The 16,663-nt window shown below is 63.9% G+C and carries 15 protein-coding genes; 5 read left to right on the plus strand and 10 right to left on the minus strand.

Features of this window, described 5'->3' with window-relative positions; all coding sequences use genetic code 11:
- Positions 1–8: 8 nt before the first annotated feature.
- Complete coding sequence (glgX, locus tag CH296_RS24815) at positions 9–2,174, plus strand: glycogen debranching protein GlgX (protein ID WP_094685888.1); 2,166 nt, start codon at positions 9–11, stop codon at positions 2,172–2,174.
- A gap of 658 nt (positions 2,175–2,832) precedes the next feature.
- Here glgX and CH296_RS24825 read toward each other — a convergent pair.
- From CH296_RS24825 to ctaD, 3 genes are all read right to left on the minus strand, one after another.
- A complete protein-coding gene (locus CH296_RS24825) occupies positions 2,833–3,612 on the minus strand; it encodes a peptidyl-tRNA hydrolase (protein ID WP_094685976.1) in 780 nt (259 codons plus the stop codon).
- A 41-nt stretch (positions 3,613–3,653) separates the two neighbouring features.
- Positions 3,654–4,880: a phosphoserine phosphatase SerB gene (gene serB, locus CH296_RS24830; RefSeq protein ID WP_032398333.1), complete on the minus strand. Its 1,227-nt coding sequence runs from the start codon at positions 4,878–4,880 to the stop codon at positions 3,654–3,656.
- A 144-nt stretch (positions 4,881–5,024) separates the two neighbouring features.
- Entirely contained in the window at positions 5,025–6,815 is a 1,791-nt protein-coding gene (ctaD, locus tag CH296_RS24835; protein ID WP_032397727.1) for a cytochrome c oxidase subunit I, read from the minus strand.
- Between the two features lie 347 nt (positions 6,816–7,162).
- Here ctaD and CH296_RS24845 point away from each other — a divergent pair, with 347 nt between their 5' ends.
- The 4 genes from CH296_RS24845 (at position 7,163) to CH296_RS24860 (ending at position 9,899) form a co-directional block, all read left to right on the plus strand.
- Positions 7,163–8,203, plus strand: a complete 1,041-nt coding sequence (locus CH296_RS24845) for an iron-siderophore ABC transporter substrate-binding protein (RefSeq protein ID WP_094685890.1) — start codon at positions 7,163–7,165, stop codon at positions 8,201–8,203.
- 4 nt (positions 8,204–8,207) lie between these two features.
- Positions 8,208–8,681 carry an NUDIX domain-containing protein gene (locus CH296_RS24850; RefSeq protein ID WP_032397726.1) on the plus strand — a complete coding sequence of 158 codons (474 nt, stop codon included), beginning with the start codon at positions 8,208–8,210 and terminating at the stop codon, positions 8,679–8,681.
- Between the two features lie 99 nt (positions 8,682–8,780).
- A complete protein-coding gene (locus CH296_RS24855; protein ID WP_032397725.1) occupies positions 8,781–9,698 on the plus strand; it encodes an SPFH domain-containing protein in 918 nt (305 codons plus the stop codon).
- A gap of 3 nt (positions 9,699–9,701) precedes the next feature.
- Entirely contained in the window at positions 9,702–9,899 is a 198-nt protein-coding gene (locus tag CH296_RS24860; protein ID WP_094685891.1) for a hypothetical protein, read from the plus strand.
- 24 nt (positions 9,900–9,923) lie between these two features.
- Here the strand turns inward: CH296_RS24860 and nrdF are convergent, their stop codons facing one another.
- The 7 genes from nrdF to CH296_RS24895 all read right to left on the minus strand — a co-directional run bounded on the left by nrdF (position 9,924) and on the right by CH296_RS24895 (position 16,578).
- On the minus strand, positions 9,924–10,889 hold the full coding sequence (nrdF, locus tag CH296_RS24865; protein ID WP_008717549.1) for a class 1b ribonucleoside-diphosphate reductase subunit beta: 966 nt from the start codon (positions 10,887–10,889) through the stop codon (positions 9,924–9,926).
- Positions 10,890–11,050: 161 nt separating this feature from the next.
- Positions 11,051–12,445 (minus strand): DUF2252 domain-containing protein, encoded by a 1,395-nt coding sequence (locus CH296_RS24870; RefSeq protein WP_094685892.1) that lies wholly within the window; start codon positions 12,443–12,445, stop codon positions 11,051–11,053.
- 67 nt (positions 12,446–12,512) lie between these two features.
- Positions 12,513–14,678, minus strand: coding sequence for a class 1b ribonucleoside-diphosphate reductase subunit alpha (gene nrdE, locus CH296_RS24875; RefSeq protein ID WP_045195681.1), 2,166 nt, complete (start codon positions 14,676–14,678; stop codon positions 12,513–12,515).
- Positions 14,679–14,714: 36 nt separating this feature from the next.
- Positions 14,715–15,176, minus strand: coding sequence for a class Ib ribonucleoside-diphosphate reductase assembly flavoprotein NrdI (gene nrdI, locus CH296_RS24880; RefSeq protein ID WP_032397722.1), 462 nt, complete (start codon positions 15,174–15,176; stop codon positions 14,715–14,717).
- Between the two features lie 24 nt (positions 15,177–15,200).
- Complete coding sequence (locus CH296_RS24885) at positions 15,201–15,434, minus strand: redoxin NrdH (RefSeq protein WP_032398330.1); 234 nt, start codon at positions 15,432–15,434, stop codon at positions 15,201–15,203.
- A 411-nt stretch (positions 15,435–15,845) separates the two neighbouring features.
- Positions 15,846–15,968 carry a type B 50S ribosomal protein L36 gene (ykgO, locus tag CH296_RS24890; protein WP_032397721.1) on the minus strand — a complete coding sequence of 41 codons (123 nt, stop codon included), beginning with the start codon at positions 15,966–15,968 and terminating at the stop codon, positions 15,846–15,848.
- 43 nt (positions 15,969–16,011) lie between these two features.
- A complete protein-coding gene (locus CH296_RS24895; protein ID WP_045195685.1) occupies positions 16,012–16,578 on the minus strand; it encodes an NAD(P)H-dependent oxidoreductase in 567 nt (188 codons plus the stop codon).
- Between the last annotated feature and the right edge of the window lie 85 nt (positions 16,579–16,663).

Here is a 16,663-nt window from a genome sequence, read left to right on the forward strand (position 1 = left end):
GTGCACGCGTGTCGCTCAATGACGATCTACCCAGCACTTCCCGCCGGACCTCGGACCGGGAATCCGGCGCGAACCCACCCGGATCACCGTTCCCGCTGGGTGCCACTGCACTGTCGACTGGCACTCAATTTGCAGTCCATGCGCCCGAGGCCGATGGAGTCGAGGTGTGTCTGGTCGATCCGGACGGCGGTGAACGACGGGTGGAACTGACCACCCGCACGTTCGGAGTTCGACATGCCTTCGTGCCGGGAGTTCGGCCCGGTGACCGATACGGGTTCCGCGCCCACGGGAGGTGGGATCCGCACTCCGGACGACGGTTCAACGGCGCGAAGATTCTGCTCGATCCCGCAGCACGCCAGGTGTCCGGAACCTTCGGAGACCCATCGGCACTGCTCGCCTACGAGGACGATCCGTTCGGGGCACCCAGTTCTCGAGACTCGCTCGGACACCTCCCGCTCGGCGTCGTCCGCGCGGCCGCAGATCGCGTCGGCCGTCCCGCGCGCCCCGATGTGCCCTGGGACCGAACCGTTCTCTACGAGCTGCACGTGGGCTCGTTCACGGCCCGCAATCCCGCTGTGCCCGAGCATCTTCGCGGTACGTACCTCGGGCTCGCCGAGCCGGCGGTACTCGAACACCTCGCTCGCATCGGCATCACGTCGGTCGAATTGTTGCCCGTACACACCACATTCACCGAACCGGGCGTCCGCGCCCGGGGTATGCGAAACCACTGGGGGTATTCGACGGGTGCGTACTTCGCCCCGGATCCGCGCTTCGCCGCTGTTCCCGGTGCCGAGGTGGACGAGTTTCGCACCATGGTCGACGCGCTGCACGCTGCCGGGATCGAGGTGATCCTCGACGTGGTCTACAACCACACGTGCGAATCCGCGGTCGACGGCCCCTCGATCAGTTGGCGTGGGCTCGATGCGCCCGGCTACTACCTGCTGGACGGACGCGGATCGGACGTCGATCTGACCGGCTGCGGCAACACTCTCGATTCCGCTTCGCCCGCGGTGGTGCGGATGGTGTGCGACAGCCTTCGGTACTGGGTCGAGGACATGGGTGTGGACGGGTTCCGATTCGACCTGGCCAGCACCCTCGGTCGACCCGGTGGTTGGCGATTCGATTCTCGCGCACCGTTGTTGACGGCCGTTGCCACCGACCCGGTCCTGGCTCGGGTCAAATTGATCGCCGAGCCGTGGGACGCCACCGGTGCCGGCTATCAGGTCGGCAACTTCGGAGTGGCGTGGTCGGAATGGAACGATCGCTACCGCGACACGGTGCGACGCTTCTGGGCGGGCCAGCACGGCGTCCGCGAATTGGCCTCGCGCCTGGCCGGTTCGGAAGACCTCTTCGCAGGCAACGGACGCCTGCCGTGGGCGTCGATCAACTTCGTCGCCGCGCACGACGGGTTCACCGCCCGAGATCTGGTGTCGTACGAGCGGAAGCACAACGAGGCCAACGGCGAAGAGAACAGGGACGGCACCGACAACAACTCGTCGGTCAACCACGGCATCGAGGGTCCGAGCGAGGACCCGTCGGTCGTCGAGGCCCGGGGACGCCATGTTCGGGCGCTACTGGCAACCCTGACGCTCTCCACCGGTACGCCGATGCTGCTCGCCGGCGACGAACTGGGACACACCCAGGGAGGCAACAACAATGCGTACTGCGTCGCCGAGAACGCTCCGGCGGCAGAGAGCTGGGCCATCGACTGGGACGGCGCGGATCAGAACATGATTCGCTTCGTGGGTCGACTGCTCCGCGTCCGAGCGAGCGCGCCGACCCTTCGTCAGCAGGAGTTCTTCACCGGCCGCGCGACACCGACCGGCCGACCCGATCTGGTCTGGTTCGATTCCGCCGGAATCGAATTCGACACGGACCGATGGAACGACGACTCGGTGCGCACCATTCAGGCCTGGGTGGACGGTTCCGACGTCCGCTCCTACGCCTCCGACGGTGGGCAGGTCGACGACGCGAGCTCGCTCCTCGTGCTCCATTCCGGTGGCCCCGCCGAGATCACCCTGGCGTGCCCGAGTTGGTCGTCGTCGCGGTTCGTTCCGGTCCTCGATTCCTCGTGCGCGGACGGGGTGCCCGCGGATACCACTGCGCTGGAACCGGGTTCGACGATATCGGTGACCGGATCGACTGTCCTGGTACTGCGCAGCGCAGGCAGGTGAGTCATGAACAGTTGCACGAGCGGACCGACTCCGAGCGCATAGAGAACCGTCCCGACGCCGAGCGTCCCGCCTAGCAACCAACCGGTGAGTACCACCGTCAGCTCGATTCCGGTGCGGGTCAGGCGAATCGACCATCCGGTCCTGGCCACCAGACCGGTCATCAGTCCGTCTCGGGGCCCCGGGCCCATCCCGGCACCGATGTACAGCGCGGTTGCGAACGCGTTGAGCACGATGCCCGACACCATGGCAACGGTCCTGATCGGGAGTCCGTCGAGATGCGGCAACACCGCGGACGTCGCGTCCACGGCAACGGCGATCACCACGACGTTGCTCACGGTACCCAGGCCTGGACGTTGCCGCAGCGGGATCCACATCAGCAGTACGGCCACTCCGGTGATCGCGGTGATGGTTCCGAAACTCAACGACAGGTGACGTTCGAGACCCTGGTGGAAGACGTCCCACGGGTTGACGCCCAGTCCACCCGCGATCATCGACGACATCGACGCCCCGTACAGCCACAGCCCCACGTAGAGGGCAGCCAACCGAGAGGGAAGCCGGCGACCGGCGACGACACGACGTGGTGAGGTGAACATGCCTCCAGTCTCGGGGCTACTGGATATGTTCGGCATAGCCAGTTGTGCGACAGTGGACCCCAGCTCTAGAGAACGGCAATCACCGTCGTCGAACCGGGTGCCACTTCGGTGAAGCCGGCATCCCGCACTGCGACGGCGCGCCCGGCGCGAACCTCGCCCAGTGCACGCGTCCATTGGTCCGGGTTCGCGGATCGGACCGAACATGCGTAGCCGGCCGCGGCCCACTCGCGGCATTCCTCGGTGCCCATCGCACCCGCGAGCAACATCGACGCGTGCCCCACCTGAGCGGCCGCCTTGCCCACCGTCATGGACAGGGAAGCGTCGATCCACAGCACAGGGCCCGCCGAGACCGCAGGCTCGTCCTCGGCCGCCACGTCGGTCCCACCGATCTGCAGCCGCTTGATCCGCGGGTCCAGATCTCCGACCCGACCCGGCACGAAGGCGCGGGCCGACGCTCCCCCGACGTCGACCGTCACACCCGGAACGTCCTGCGCTGCGAGCCAGTGTGCACCGCGTGCCCGTCGAGCGACTTTTCGGATCCGAGCCGACGTCCATTCGGTGAAGGCCTCGTTCCACGACGCGCCGGCACCCACCCGTGGGTCCAGGCACAGCGACACGGTTGCTCGGGCAGCCGCCTCGAGCAACTCGCTACGCCGGGGCGGATCGGATTTGGGGATGTGCAGCACCAACGGCATGGCCAGCACCTGTGACGGATCGGCCGGGTCCTCGGCTCCGCCGTATCCACGAGCGAGTTCGGCGTGGCGCGAGGCGAAGGTGTTGTCCGGTGAGAATTCCTCGGCCGCCGCCTCGGTGCCGCTCACGTCGTCCGGTCCGGCACCGGTCATCAGACCGTCGGTCATGTCGTCGCCGGTCATGGGATCGCCGGTCATGGGATGGGGACGCGGCGGACTCCCCCGTCGACCGCGTCCGCAGCTTCGATCTCGTTGCGGGTCACACCGAGTATGAACAGAACCGCGTCCAGATACGGATGCGAGATGGCCGTGTCGGCGATCTCTCGCAACGCCGGCTTGGCGTTGAAGGCGACCCCGAGGCCCGCGGCCGTCAGCATGTCGATGTCGTTCGCTCCGTCGCCGACGGCGACGGTCTGTTCCATCGGCACTCCCGACTGTGCCGCGAACTCGCGCAGTGCCGTCGCCTTCGCAGCACGATCGACCACTTCTCCGATCACCCGGCCGGTGAGCTTGCCGTCGACGATCTCGAGGGTGTTGGCCTTGACGTAGTCGAGTTCGAGTTCGTGTGCGAGTCCCTCGATGACCTGGCGGAACCCTCCGGATACGACGCCGCAGGCGAATCCGAGACGACGGAGGGTACGAATGGTGGTCCTGGCCCCCGCCGTCAGCTCCAGGCTCTCGCCCACTTCGTCGATGACGGATTCGTCCAGCCCTGCCAACGCGGCAACTCGCTGCTCGAGCGACTCCGCGAAGTCGATCTCACCGCGCATGGCAGCTTCGGTGACCGCACGAACTTCGTCCTCTCGCCCGGCACGGGCAGCCAACATTTCGATGACCTCACCCTGGACGAGCGTCGAGTCGACGTCGAACACGATCAGTCGCTTGGATCGCCGTGCGATCCCGCCGCGCTGCACGGCGATGTCGACGCCGATGCCGGCTGCGATTCCCGCAAGGCCGGCACGCAGTTGCACATCGGCATCCGGCGAGGTGTCGGTTGCGGTCACCTGAAGTTCGAGGCCCGTGACGGGATAGTCGGCAATTCCGCGAATGGCGTCGATGTTCGCTCCCTGGCGGGCAAGCTCACGGGAGATGGTGCTGAAGGCACGAGCGGTCACCGGTCGGCCCAGAACGACGACGACGTGGGTGGCCAGGCTCTGCCCGCCGCCCCGCGCGGTGTCGATCTCGACATCGACGTGCACGCCGACCGTCGCCATCGCGTCCTCCAGCTCCTCCTGGAGCGCTTCGGGGTCGCGGGGGCAGGACAGGAGAACGCCCAGAGTCAGCCTGCCGCGAATGACAACCTGCTCGACGTCGAGCAGGCTGACGTTGTGCCGTGACAGTGCCGCGAACAGCACCGATGTGACGCCCGGCTTGTCGGGTCCCGTCACCGTCACCAGCACTGCGGTGTCGCTCGAAGTCACCGGATCTCCCTTTCGCACACGGCCAGCGGCCGGATAGGTCTTCGTGTCACCTGTGGTGGACGAGCAAGCCCGAACACGCCACGAGATTGTCGCAAGCGAAGAGCCCCACCCGGTAGCCGGGAGGGGCTCTCGCTGTGCTGTGGACTACTTGGGGTCCGGGTCTCCGGATCCTTCGTGATCGCTGGTGGCGATCGGAGCCCGGCGGGCCTGTTCGAGGACGGCGGTGGTCTTACCACCGTGCGCTCCCGGCCCGACGTGCGCTTCCGCGCGCATCCGTTCGACCATGTGCGGGTAGTGCAACTCGAACGCCGGACGCTCGGAACGGATCCGAGGCAGTTCGGTGAAGTTGTGTCGCGGCGGCGGGCACGAGGTGGCCCACTCCAACGAGTTTCCGTAGCCCCACGGATCGTCGACCGTGACGACCTCGCCGTATCGGTAGGACTTGAACACGTTCCACACGAACGGCAGTGTCGAGGCACCCAGGATGAAGGCACCGATCGTGGAGATGACGTTCAACTCGGTGAACCCGTCCGAGGGCAGGTAATCGGCGTAGCGACGCGGCATGCCCTCGTTTCCGAGCCAGTGCTGCACCAGGAACGTGGCGTGGAATCCGAAGAACGTCAGCCAGAAGTGCCACTTGCCCAGCGCCTCGTCCATCATCCGGCCCGTCATCTTCGGGAACCAGAAGTAGATGCCGGCGTACGTTGCGAACACCACGGTGCCGAACACCACGTAGTGGAAGTGGGCGACCACGAAGTACGTGTCGGTGACCTGGAAGTCGATGGGCGGCGACGCCAGCAGAACACCGGTGAGTCCGCCGAAGACGAAGGTGATCAGGAACCCGATCGAGAACAGCATCGGGGTTTCCAGTGTCACCTGGCCTCGCCACATAGTGCCGACCCAGTTGAAGATCTTCACACCCGTCGGCACCGCGATCAGGAACGTCATGAAGGAGAAGAACGGCAGCAACACCGCGCCCGTGGCGTACATGTGGTGCGCCCACACCGCGATGGAGAGGGCGGCGATGGCGATAGTCGCGTAGATCAGTCCCGAGTAGCCGAAGATCGGCTTACGCGAGAAGACGGGGAACACCTCGGAGACGATTCCGAAGAACGGCAGCGCGATGATGTACACCTCGGGGTGACCGAAGAACCAGAACAGGTGCTGCCACAACAGCACTCCGCCGGTCGCCGGGTCGAACAGATGCGCCCCCAGATGTCGGTCGGCCGCCAGCCCGAGCAACGCAGCCGTCAGCAGGGGGAATGCCAGCAGGATCAGGATGGACGTCACCAGGATGTTCCAGGTGAAGATCGGCATGCGGAACATCGTCATGCCGGGAGCACGCAGGCAGATCACGGTGGTGATCATGTTGACGCCACCGAGGATGGTGCCGAGACCGCCGACGGCCAGGCCCATGATCCACAGGTCCGCACCGACGCCGGGCGAGTGCAGAGCCGAGGTGAGCGGGGTGTACGCGGTCCACCCGAAGTCGGCAGCACCGCCGGGGGTGATGAATCCGGCCGTGGCGATCAACGCACCGAACAGGTAGAGCCAGTACGAGAACGCATTCAACCGCGGGAACGCGACGTCGGGAGCGCCGATCTGCAGCGGAAGGATGTAGTTGGCGAATCCGAAGACGATCGGCGTCGCGTACAGCAACAGCATGATGGTGCCGTGCATGGTGAAGAGCTGGTTGTACTGCTCGTTGGACAGGAACTGCATTCCCGGAATGGCCAACTCGGCGCGCATCAGCAGCGCCATGAGTCCACCGATCAGGAAGAACGCGAACGACGTCGCGATGTACATGATTCCCAACACCTTGGGATCGGTGGTCGTCACCGCTTTGTGCAGGAACGACCCCTTCGGTCCCGTCCGCGGCGGGAACGGCCGAGCAGCATCCACCGCGGGAGCGGGCCTAGGCGCTAGGGCAGTCACAGATCCTCCTGATTGCGCGTCGGACCTCGAACCACGAGGCGACGTCATCTAGTCGTGCGCTCCTCGAATCGTAGACCGTCGGACCGACACTTGCCGAACCGGTCCTACCGTGTGTCGTATTGGCCCCGATCGAGCACGCCCACATCGCGCGATCTGCCTGCGCTGTCGGCCTTTCGGACGCATTCGACATTGCTTCGATCGTCGCCGTTTCCGGACGCTCGACGGCGTCCGTTCGAGTGTTCTGCGACGGCCGCCTTCCGATACTGTGTGAGACCACCCGACCCGTCGAAGGAAGTCCCGCGTTGCCACTCCACCCACGACTCCCCCGTTCGTGTGCACCGCGCAGGATGGGCGCCGTCGCCGCCGTGTGCCTTGCCGCCGCCATGGCGCTGGTCGGCTGCTCCGATTCCGAAGCGCAGGACGACGCATCCACCATCATCCGCACCACCACGAACATCGCCGGTGCCGGAGTGGTCGGGAACAATCGGGACACCGTGGGACTGTGCCCCGCGCTCGCACCTCTCGACCCGACCGGAATCGAGGGTGACACCCGACCCGTGGGACATGCCGAGGGGATCAGCGCCATTCCGGCCGACCCGCAGCGCATCGTCGTGCTCGACGCCGCCGGCCTCGATGCGAGCTGCGCGGTCGGAATCTGGGAGCGGGTCGTCGGAGCGGCCACGATCGACCCCGATTTCCGCGGTGACGGCGATCAACCGCTGTATCTGGGCACCGGATTGGCGTCCGTCCCGTCCGTCGGCCCGGTGGGTGCACCCGACATCGATGCCATCGCCGCCCTCGATCCCGACCTGATCCTGGGTGCCGAGTCTCTCGGATCGAACACCTACGACGACCTGACGGCCATCGCCCCGACCGTCTTCACGGAGACCGGACAGGGGTGGAAGGACACGTTCCTGCAGTCCGCGGCTGCGCTCGGTCGCGGCCAGGCAGGATTCGAGGCACTCGCGTCGTTCACCGCGGATGCCGAGCGGGTCGGTCGCGAGATCGACGCCAACCAGACCCAGGCGTCCGTCGTTCGATTCGACGCGGACTCCATCGAAGTGGACGGTCCGAACTCCTTTGCCGGCCAGGTGCTCGCCGAAGTGGGGGTCGCGCGACCGCAGAGCCAGCGCGACGCCGATTTCTCGGTCGAGGCGAACGATCTCTCCCCGGTGGAGGGAGACATCGTCTACGTGCGATTCGCAGACCCCGACGGCGAGACGTTCGGCCGCGAGGTGATGGACAGCGACGCATGGCACGATCTGGGCTCGGTCACCGACGGTCGTGTGTTCGCGGTGAACGACACCGTGTGGTCCGGCAGTGGGGTCGTCGCGGCTCGGGCGATTCTGGCCGATCTGTCCGCGTCGCTGAACGCCTACGTCTCCTGACGCGATGCCCATTCCCGAATTCGTGCAGGCGCTGCGCAGCGTCGTCGGCACGTCGCCGCTGTGGTTGTCCGGTGTCAGCGCGGTCGTCCTCGACGACGACCGGCGTGTGCTGCTGACTCTGCGCGCAGACAACAACACCTGGGCCGTGGTCTCCGGAATCCTCGAGCCCGGCGAGGAACCTGCTCCGGCCGCCCTGCGTGAGATCGGGGAGGAGACCGGCGTCGACGCCACGATCGTGCGACTGACGAGTGTCGACGTGACGGAGCCGATCACGTACCCCAACGGCGACGTCGCGCAGTATCTCGACATCACGTTTCTTGCTCGGTACACCGGTGGCATTCCTCACGTGGCCGACGACGAGAATCTCGACGTCGCCTGGTTCGCACTCGACGCGCTCCCGGAAAACCTCACGGCCACTTCGCGATTGCGAATCGAGAAGGCCATCGCCGATGAGCCGTCGGCGTGGTTCCGGCGCTGACTCCCCCGCCGAACGACAGTGAGCGGTTCCCAAGATTTCCGTGCTCGTCGATGCTTAATGTGATATCACTTTAGTATCACCATCGAGAGGGAGGTTCTCATGTCCGCACCTGCAACCGTCGCCGAGAAGCCGACGGGTACCCCGACCACCACCATCGCCGAGCGCCCGGGCTGGGATCTGCCCGGCTGGTCGATGCTCGGCATCGGTCTCGCGCTGTTCCTCGGCGGAATCGCCGCGTTCGCGCTCGGACTCGTGTTCACCGTCGTCGCACTGGTCGTGACCGGAGTTGTCCTGTTCGTCCTCTCCTTGCCCGCACTCATGGGCCTGACGCTGGTGCAGCCGAATCAGGCTCGCGTTCTTCAGCTTCTCGGGAGTTCGTACAGCGGCACCCTGCGGACGCCGGGGCTGCGTTGGACCAATCCGTTGACCTACCGCCGGGCCATCTCGACGCGAATCCGCAACCACGAGACCGGCCAATCGAAGGTCAACGACGCCGACGGCAATCCGATCGAGATCTCCGCCATCGTCGTCTGGCAGGTTGCCGACACCGCACTGGCATCGTTCCAGGTCGACGATTACGAGGAGTTCGTCGCCGTCCAGACCGAGTCTGCCGTCCGCCACATCGCCGGCAGCTATCCGTACGACGCCGAAGGACGAATGTCGTTGCGGGAGAACGCCGACGAGATCACCGCTGCCATGTCGGAGGAGGTGCACGCACGAGTGCGTTCGGCCGGTGTCGAGGTGATCGAAACACGAATCAACCGGCTGGCCTATGCCCCGGAGATCGCCCAGGCCATGTTGCGACGTCAGCAGGCCGGGGCGGTCATCGCGGCCCGTCAGCAGATCGTCGAAGGTGCCGTCGGAATGGTGGAGATGGCGCTCGGGAAGCTGGAGGAGAAGCACGTCGTCGAGCTCGACGAGGAGCGCAAGGCCACGATGGTGTCGAATCTGCTCGTGGTGCTGTGCAGCGACCGCGACACGCAACCTGTCGTCAACACCGGATCGCTGTATCAGTGAGCCATGGCCGTCGAACGTAAGAAGATTCTGCTGCGGTTGGACCCAGCGGTGCACGACGCCCTCGCCCGTTGGGCCTCCGACGATCTCCGGAGCACCAACGCTCAGATCGAGTTCCTACTGCGTCGAGCATTGAGCGAGCAGGGCCGAATGCCGAAGGATGCACAGGACATTCGCGCGCCGGGACGCCCACCGAAAGAGTGAGCGGCCCGACTCGCGAACGAATCTCTAGAAGTCCCAGTCCTCGTCTTCGGTGTTGACGGCCTTGCCGATGACGTACGAGGAACCCGAGCCGGAGAAGAAGTCGTGGTTCTCGTCGGCGTTGGGTGAGAGCGCCGACAGGATCGCCGGGTTGACGTCCGTCTCGTCCTTGGGGAACAGGCCCTCGTAGCCGAGATTGTTCAGTGCCTTGTTGGCGTTGTACCGCAGGAATTTCTTGACGTCCTCGGTCAGGCCGATCTCGTCGTAGAGGTCCTGGGTGTACTCGACCTCGTTGTCGTACAACTCGAACAGCAACTCGAACGTGTAGTTCTTGAGTTCCTCGCGCTGCGCCTCGCTGACCTTCTCTAGACCCTTCTGGTACTTGTAGCCGATGTAGTACCCGTGCACGGCCTCGTCGCGGATGATCAGACGGATCAGGTCCGCAGTGTTGGTGAGCTTGGCCCGCGAGGACCAGTACATCGGCAGGTAGAAGCCGGAGTAGAACAGGAACGACTCCAGCAGCGTCGACGCCACCTTGCGCTTGAGCGGATCGTCACCGTGGTAGAAGTTCAGGACGATCTCGGCTTTGCGCTGGAGGTTGACGTTCTCCTCGGACCAGCGGAATGCATCGTCGATGTCGCGGGTGGAGCTGAGGGTGGAGAAGATGGAGCTGTAGCTCTTGGCGTGCACCGACTCCATGAACGCGATGTTGGTGTACACCGCTTCCTCGTGGGGAGTGATGGCGTCCGGGATGAGGCTGACAGCGCCGACGGTGCCCTGGATGGTGTCGAGCAGTGTCAACCCGGTGAACACACGCATCGTCAACTGCTTCTCGACGGCGGTCAATGTTGCCCACGACGGGATGTCGTTGGACACCGGCACCTTCTCGGGCAGCCAGAAATTACTGGTGAGGCGCTCCCACACTTCGGAGTCCTTGTCGTCCTGGACCCGATTCCAGTTGATCGCGGAGACGCGATCGATGAGCTTTACCATGGGTGCCTACCTACAGGTCGATGAGCGAGAGACGGGGACGGAGCTACGTGAAAAGCCGCTGATACGAACACTACCCGTTGTGTCCGACAAGTCCGGTAGGCACTACAAAGTGTGCCGGGAGTGTTGCCCGCAGGGATGACCTCTACGGCTGCTTCGGTCGGTCACCACCCCACCGAGCACGGGACGGTTCCGGCCTCGACGGCAGCGACCAACTGCGCATGATCACGCTCGTTCTGATCGGCGTAGGCATGGGCGAACCTCACCATCGCCCGACCGACGTTATCGCCGCGGCCGAGGTAGTCGGCGATCGCCTCCGCGTCACCACTGCGGGCATGCGCTCGCGCGAGAACTTCACCGCATGCGGTGGCGAATTCGGTGAGGTACGGCCCGATGATCTCGCCGTCGGGAATGACCTTCATGTCACGGAACTGCCGAACGTAGAAGTTCATGGTCCCCACTGCCGTCCATCCCACGAACATGTCGGTCGCGCTCTGCAGCATTCGCTGCCCGTTGACCACGCGGGCACCGTGATTGTCGTACCGGCTCGGTTCGAGAAACTGCTCGAACACCGACGGCCCTGCCTGCTTGATCTGCAGGAAGAACGGATCCTTCGTTCGACGTTCTTCGAGCAGCGCCAGATACACCCGCATTCCGACGCTCCCGACGCCGACCACCTGCCGCACGACGTCGAGAACCCGGAACCTGGTCAGCAGACTCCAGATGTGGTCGTCGACCGACTCGCTGTAACCGGCGATCACCGCCTGCACCAGCTCGATCTGGGAATCACCGACGTGAGTGCGAAAAGGTGCGTCCTCGCGAATCCTTCGACGACCGTCCCTCGTCTCGGTGAACTTGCGGGACGCTCCACGGCTGGTACGACGCTCGGCTTTCGTTTCGATGAGCTTCTCTGCATGTCGAGCGATGCCCGACGAGAAGTGACCGAGCAGACCGGCGACGTCGATGCGGTCGTACCAGATGTCGATCTCCGGCGTGCTCGCGTATGTCCTCATCTTTCGGCAGTACGCGGCCGTCATCGCCGACACCGCCCGATCGGAGCGTCGCGTATCGACCCCGTTCTCCCGACCGAGAACCACGAGAGAGGTCGCCAGCCGTTTGAGGTCCCACTCGAACGGGCCGGGCAGCGTTTCGTCGAAGTCGCGGAGGTCGAAGTACAGGTTCCGTTCGGGAGTGGCCCACAATCCGAAATTCAACACGTGGGCATCGCCACACAGCTGGACCTCGACGCCGGTGTGCGGAGTCGACGCGAGGTCGGCTGCCATCACGGCCGCGGCACCGCGGAAGTAGGTCCACGGCGATGCGGACATTCTCGCGTAGCGGATCGGCAGCAGCTCCGGCACCCGAATGATGTTCTGCGCGAGCACCGTGTCGAGCGCATCGTGACCACGCGAGACCGGATCCCATTCGGCCAACCCGCTGCGGGGTACGCGCCGACGGGCGTGTCGACCACGCAGACATTGCTCGGAAAGACGTGCATCCTTCCGAGCAATTCTCACATCGATATCGGATTCGACCTCGTCGTCCGCCTCGGTGTCCATGCCTGATTATGCTCCGCAACGCGCCGCGAGATCGCGGTATCGGCCACAGCTCGACCGACCTGGTCGGCTACAGCATGCAGGACACGCAACCCTCCACCTCGGTGCCCTCGAGGGCCAACTGGCGCAGACGAATGTAGTACAGCGTCTTGATGCCCTTGCGCCATGCGTAGATCTGCGCACGGTTGATGTCGCGAGTGGTGGCGGTGTCCTTGAAGAACAGCGTCAACGACAGACCCTGATCGACGTGTTGCGTTGCGGCAGCGTAGGTGTCGATGATCTTCTCGTATCCGATCTCGTAGGCATCCTGATAGAAATCCAGGTTGTCGTTGTCGAGATACGGAGCCGGGTAGTAGACGCGACCGATCTTGCCTTCCTTGCGAATCTCGATCTTCGACGCCACCGGGTGAATCGACGAGGTGGAGTTGTTGATGTACGAGATCGAGCCGGTCGGCGGGACGGCCTGCAGGTTCTGGTTGTAGATGCCGTGCTCCTGCACGGACGCCTTCAACGTCGTCCAATCCGCCTGGGTGGGAACCGATACGCCCGAGTCGGCGAACAACTTCGCGACCTTGGGCGTGGCCGGCTCCCAGACCTGGTCGGTGTACTTGTCGAAGAATTCACCCGACGCGTACTTGGACTCGGGGAAACCCTTGAAGTACTGACCGCGATCCTTCGCCAGCTGATTCGACGCCTGAAGCGCATGGAACAGCACGGTGTAGAAGTAGATGTTCGTGAAATCGATTCCCTCGGTCGAGCCGTAGTGAATCCGCTCGCGCGCCAGGTAGCCGTGCAGATTCATCTGCCCGAGGCCGATCGCGTGGGAATCGTTGTTGCCCTGCTCGATCGACGGCACGGAGAAGATGTGCGTCTGATCGGACACCGCGGTGAGGCCACGAATGGCCACGGCGATGGTCTTACCGAAGTCGGGCGAGTCCATCGTCTTGGCGATGTTCAGCGAACCCAGGTTGCACGAGATGTCCTTGCCCACATGGCTGTACGAGAGATCGTCGTTGAACGTCGACGGCGTCGAGACCTGCAGGATCTCCGAGCACAGGTTGGAGTGAGTGATCTTGCCCTTGACCGGGTTCGCACGATTGACGGTGTCCTCGTACATGATGTACGGGTAGCCGGACTCGAACTGCAGCTCGGCCAGAGTCTGAAAGAACTCGCGAGACTTGATCTTGGTCTTGCGGATCCGCTTGTCGTCGACCATCTCGTAGTACTTCTCCGACACGTTGATGTCGGCGAAGGGCACACCGTAGATGCGCTCGACGTCGTACGGCGAGAACAGGTACATGTCCTCGTTCTTCTTCGCCAGCTCGAACGTGATGTCCGGGATGACGATTCCGAGCGAGAGCGTCTTGATGCGGATCTTCTCGTCCGCATTCTCACGCTTGGTGTCCAGGAACTTGTAGACGTCGGGATGGTGTGCGTGCAGGTACACCGCGCCTGCGCCCTGACGTGCACCGAGCTGGTTGGCGTACGAGAACGAGTCCTCGAGCAGCTTCATGATCGGAATGACACCCGAGGACTGGTTCTCGATGCGCTTGATGGGCGCGCCGGCCTCGCGAATATTGCTCAGCAGCAACGCAACTCCGCCGCCGCGCTTGGACAGCTGCAGGGCGGAATTGATGGAGCGGCCGATGGACTCCATGTTGTCCTCGATGCGCAGCAGGAAGCAGGACACGGGCTCGCCGCGCTGCTTCTTGCCGGAGTTGAGGAAGGTCGGCGTCGCGGGCTGGAAGCGACCGGCGATGATTTCGTCGACCAGATCGGTGGCCAGAGCCTCGTCGCCGGCGGCCAGCGTCAACGCCACCATGCACACCCGGTCCTCGAAACGCTCGAGGTAACGCTTGCCGTCGAACGTCTTGAGCGTGTACGAGGTGTAGTACTTGAACGCCCCGAGGAACGTGGGGAACCGAAACTTCTTCGAGTACGCGTGGTTGATCAGGAACTTGACGAACTCGCGAGAGTACTGATCCAGAACCTCGGGCTCGTAGTAGTTCTCCTCGACGAGGTAGTCCAGCTTCTCGTCCAGATCGTGGAAGAACACGGTGTTCTGATTGACGTGCTGCAGGAAGTACTGATTGGCAGCCTCGCGATCCTTCTCGAACTGGATCTCACCGTTGGGGCCGTACAGATTGAGCATCGCGTTGAGCGCGTGGTAATCCATGTCGCCGTCGCCGCGGACGGTGGTGGGTACGGGTGCTGCGTCGGTGATGGTCGGTGCCACGGCGATGCTCCTACTGGGTATGTGGGGTGTGGTGCTCTAGTGCGTGTGGGCGGCGCGTCGGACTTCACGTTCCCAGAAGTCCTCCAGCCCCTCGCGGACCCGCACTACGTCCTCGGGGGTGCCCATCAATTCGAATCGGTACAGATACGGAACTGCGCACTTCTGCGAAATGACATCTCCCGCAAAGCAGAACGAGTCACCGAAGTTCGTGTTTCCGGCAGCGATGACAGCTCGGATCAACGAACGGTTGTGCTCGTCGTTGAGAAACTTGATCACTCGCTTGGGGACGTAGTTGGTGTCGCGGCCGGCGTACGTGGTCCCTCCCCCGTACGTCGGCACGATGAGTACGTAGGGAGAGTCGACACGAAAGGTGCCGTTCGGATCACGCAGAGGGATTCGTGTCGCGGGAATGTCCAGCTTCGAGACGAAGCGATGGGTGTTCTCGGACGCGCTGGAGAAGTAGACCAGTGAGTGGGAGGACTGCGGCTGCGAACTCACCGCTCACTCACTCTCTCGTACTGTTCAAGCAGCGTTCGCTGCGAGGGTCTTGATGCGATCCGGACGGAAGCCGGACCAGTGATCGTCGCCCGCTACGACAACCGGAGCCTGCAGGTAACCGAGTGCCATGACGTAGTCACGTGCTTCGGGATCCTGCGAGATGTCGATCACGGAGTACTCGATACCGGCTTTGTCGAGGGCGCGGTAGGTGGCATTGCACTGAACGCAGGCGGGCTTGGTGTAAACGGTGATGCTCATGGTGTCCCTCTTTCCGTTGTCGCCATCGGGTGCACCGACGCGACCGATGTGCTCTGCGTGTGGCACCGAGAACATCTCCCGCTCAGGGCGACTTCGACCTGCTCGAACCCGTTTGTGCACGTTCTTCGAGTTGTGGCCTCTCGGTCGGTCAAACACTACACCTAGTGTCCGACATCTGCCTAGAACACGAGATGTTGCGAACAACATCCGTGGTATTCGCTGGTCACGGCGCTGTCGAGCCATGGAAATCGACCCGCATCGGCGTGTCGCACGTCACACTGGCCACGTGTTGTCCATCACAACGAAACTCGGCTTGAACCGTGACCAGTGCCGACGACCGCCGACACTCCCGGACACGACGAAGGACCCCCGGATGTCTCCGAGGGTCCGTCGCGGTCGATCACGCGATCGTCAACGCTGGCGCGCTTTGAACCGCGGTTCTTTCTTGTTGATCACGAACACCGTGCCACGGCGCCGAACGACCTGTGCACCGGGCTTGTTCTTGAGCGATTTCACCGAGTTTCTCACCTTCATGCAACCAGCCTACATGAAAACGATTATCGAAACCGTGAGATGGTCACGCACTCACGAGATCGTCGGCGGCCTTCACCAGTTCGGCGACGACGTGCCCGATCTCGCCGGAGACCTCGACGTTCTCGCGCGGGTGGGCCGAGCCGAACTTGTCGATGGTTCCACCGATGGAGAGCTGGACGTCCTCGAGGACGGTTCCGCCTGCGATGCGTACGGCCTTGCTGGTGTCCTCGTGCGCCCACTTGGCTCCGTTGCCGCTGGGCGACGCGCTGATCACGACGACCGGCTTGCCCACCATGGCACCCGCACCGTACGGGCGCGAGAGCCAGTCGATGGCGTTCTTCAGCACGGCCGGGATGGTGCCGTTGTATTCGGGCGTGACCAACAACAACGCCGTAGCCTTCTCGGCAGCGGCCCGCAGAGCGAGCGCGGCTGCAGGTGCCGATCCCTCGACATCGATGTCCTCGTTGTAGAACGGGACGTCTCCGAGACCGTCGTACACCACTACTTCGGCACCGGCGGGAGCCACTGTGACAGCGGTCTCGGCGATTCGCTTGTTCACCGACTCGGCGCGCAGGCTTCCGACGAGAACGAGTACATGAGCGTCTGACATGAGGTTATTCCTTCGCAAGTTCGGTTGACGTGATCGTCGGATCAATTCCTACCATGCAAACGGACCGTGGTCCATTTATGTTCCC

The sequence above is a fragment of the Rhodococcus sp. 14-2496-1d genome (genome assembly GCF_002259365.1).
GTDB lineage: Bacteria > Actinomycetota > Actinomycetes > Mycobacteriales > Mycobacteriaceae > Rhodococcoides.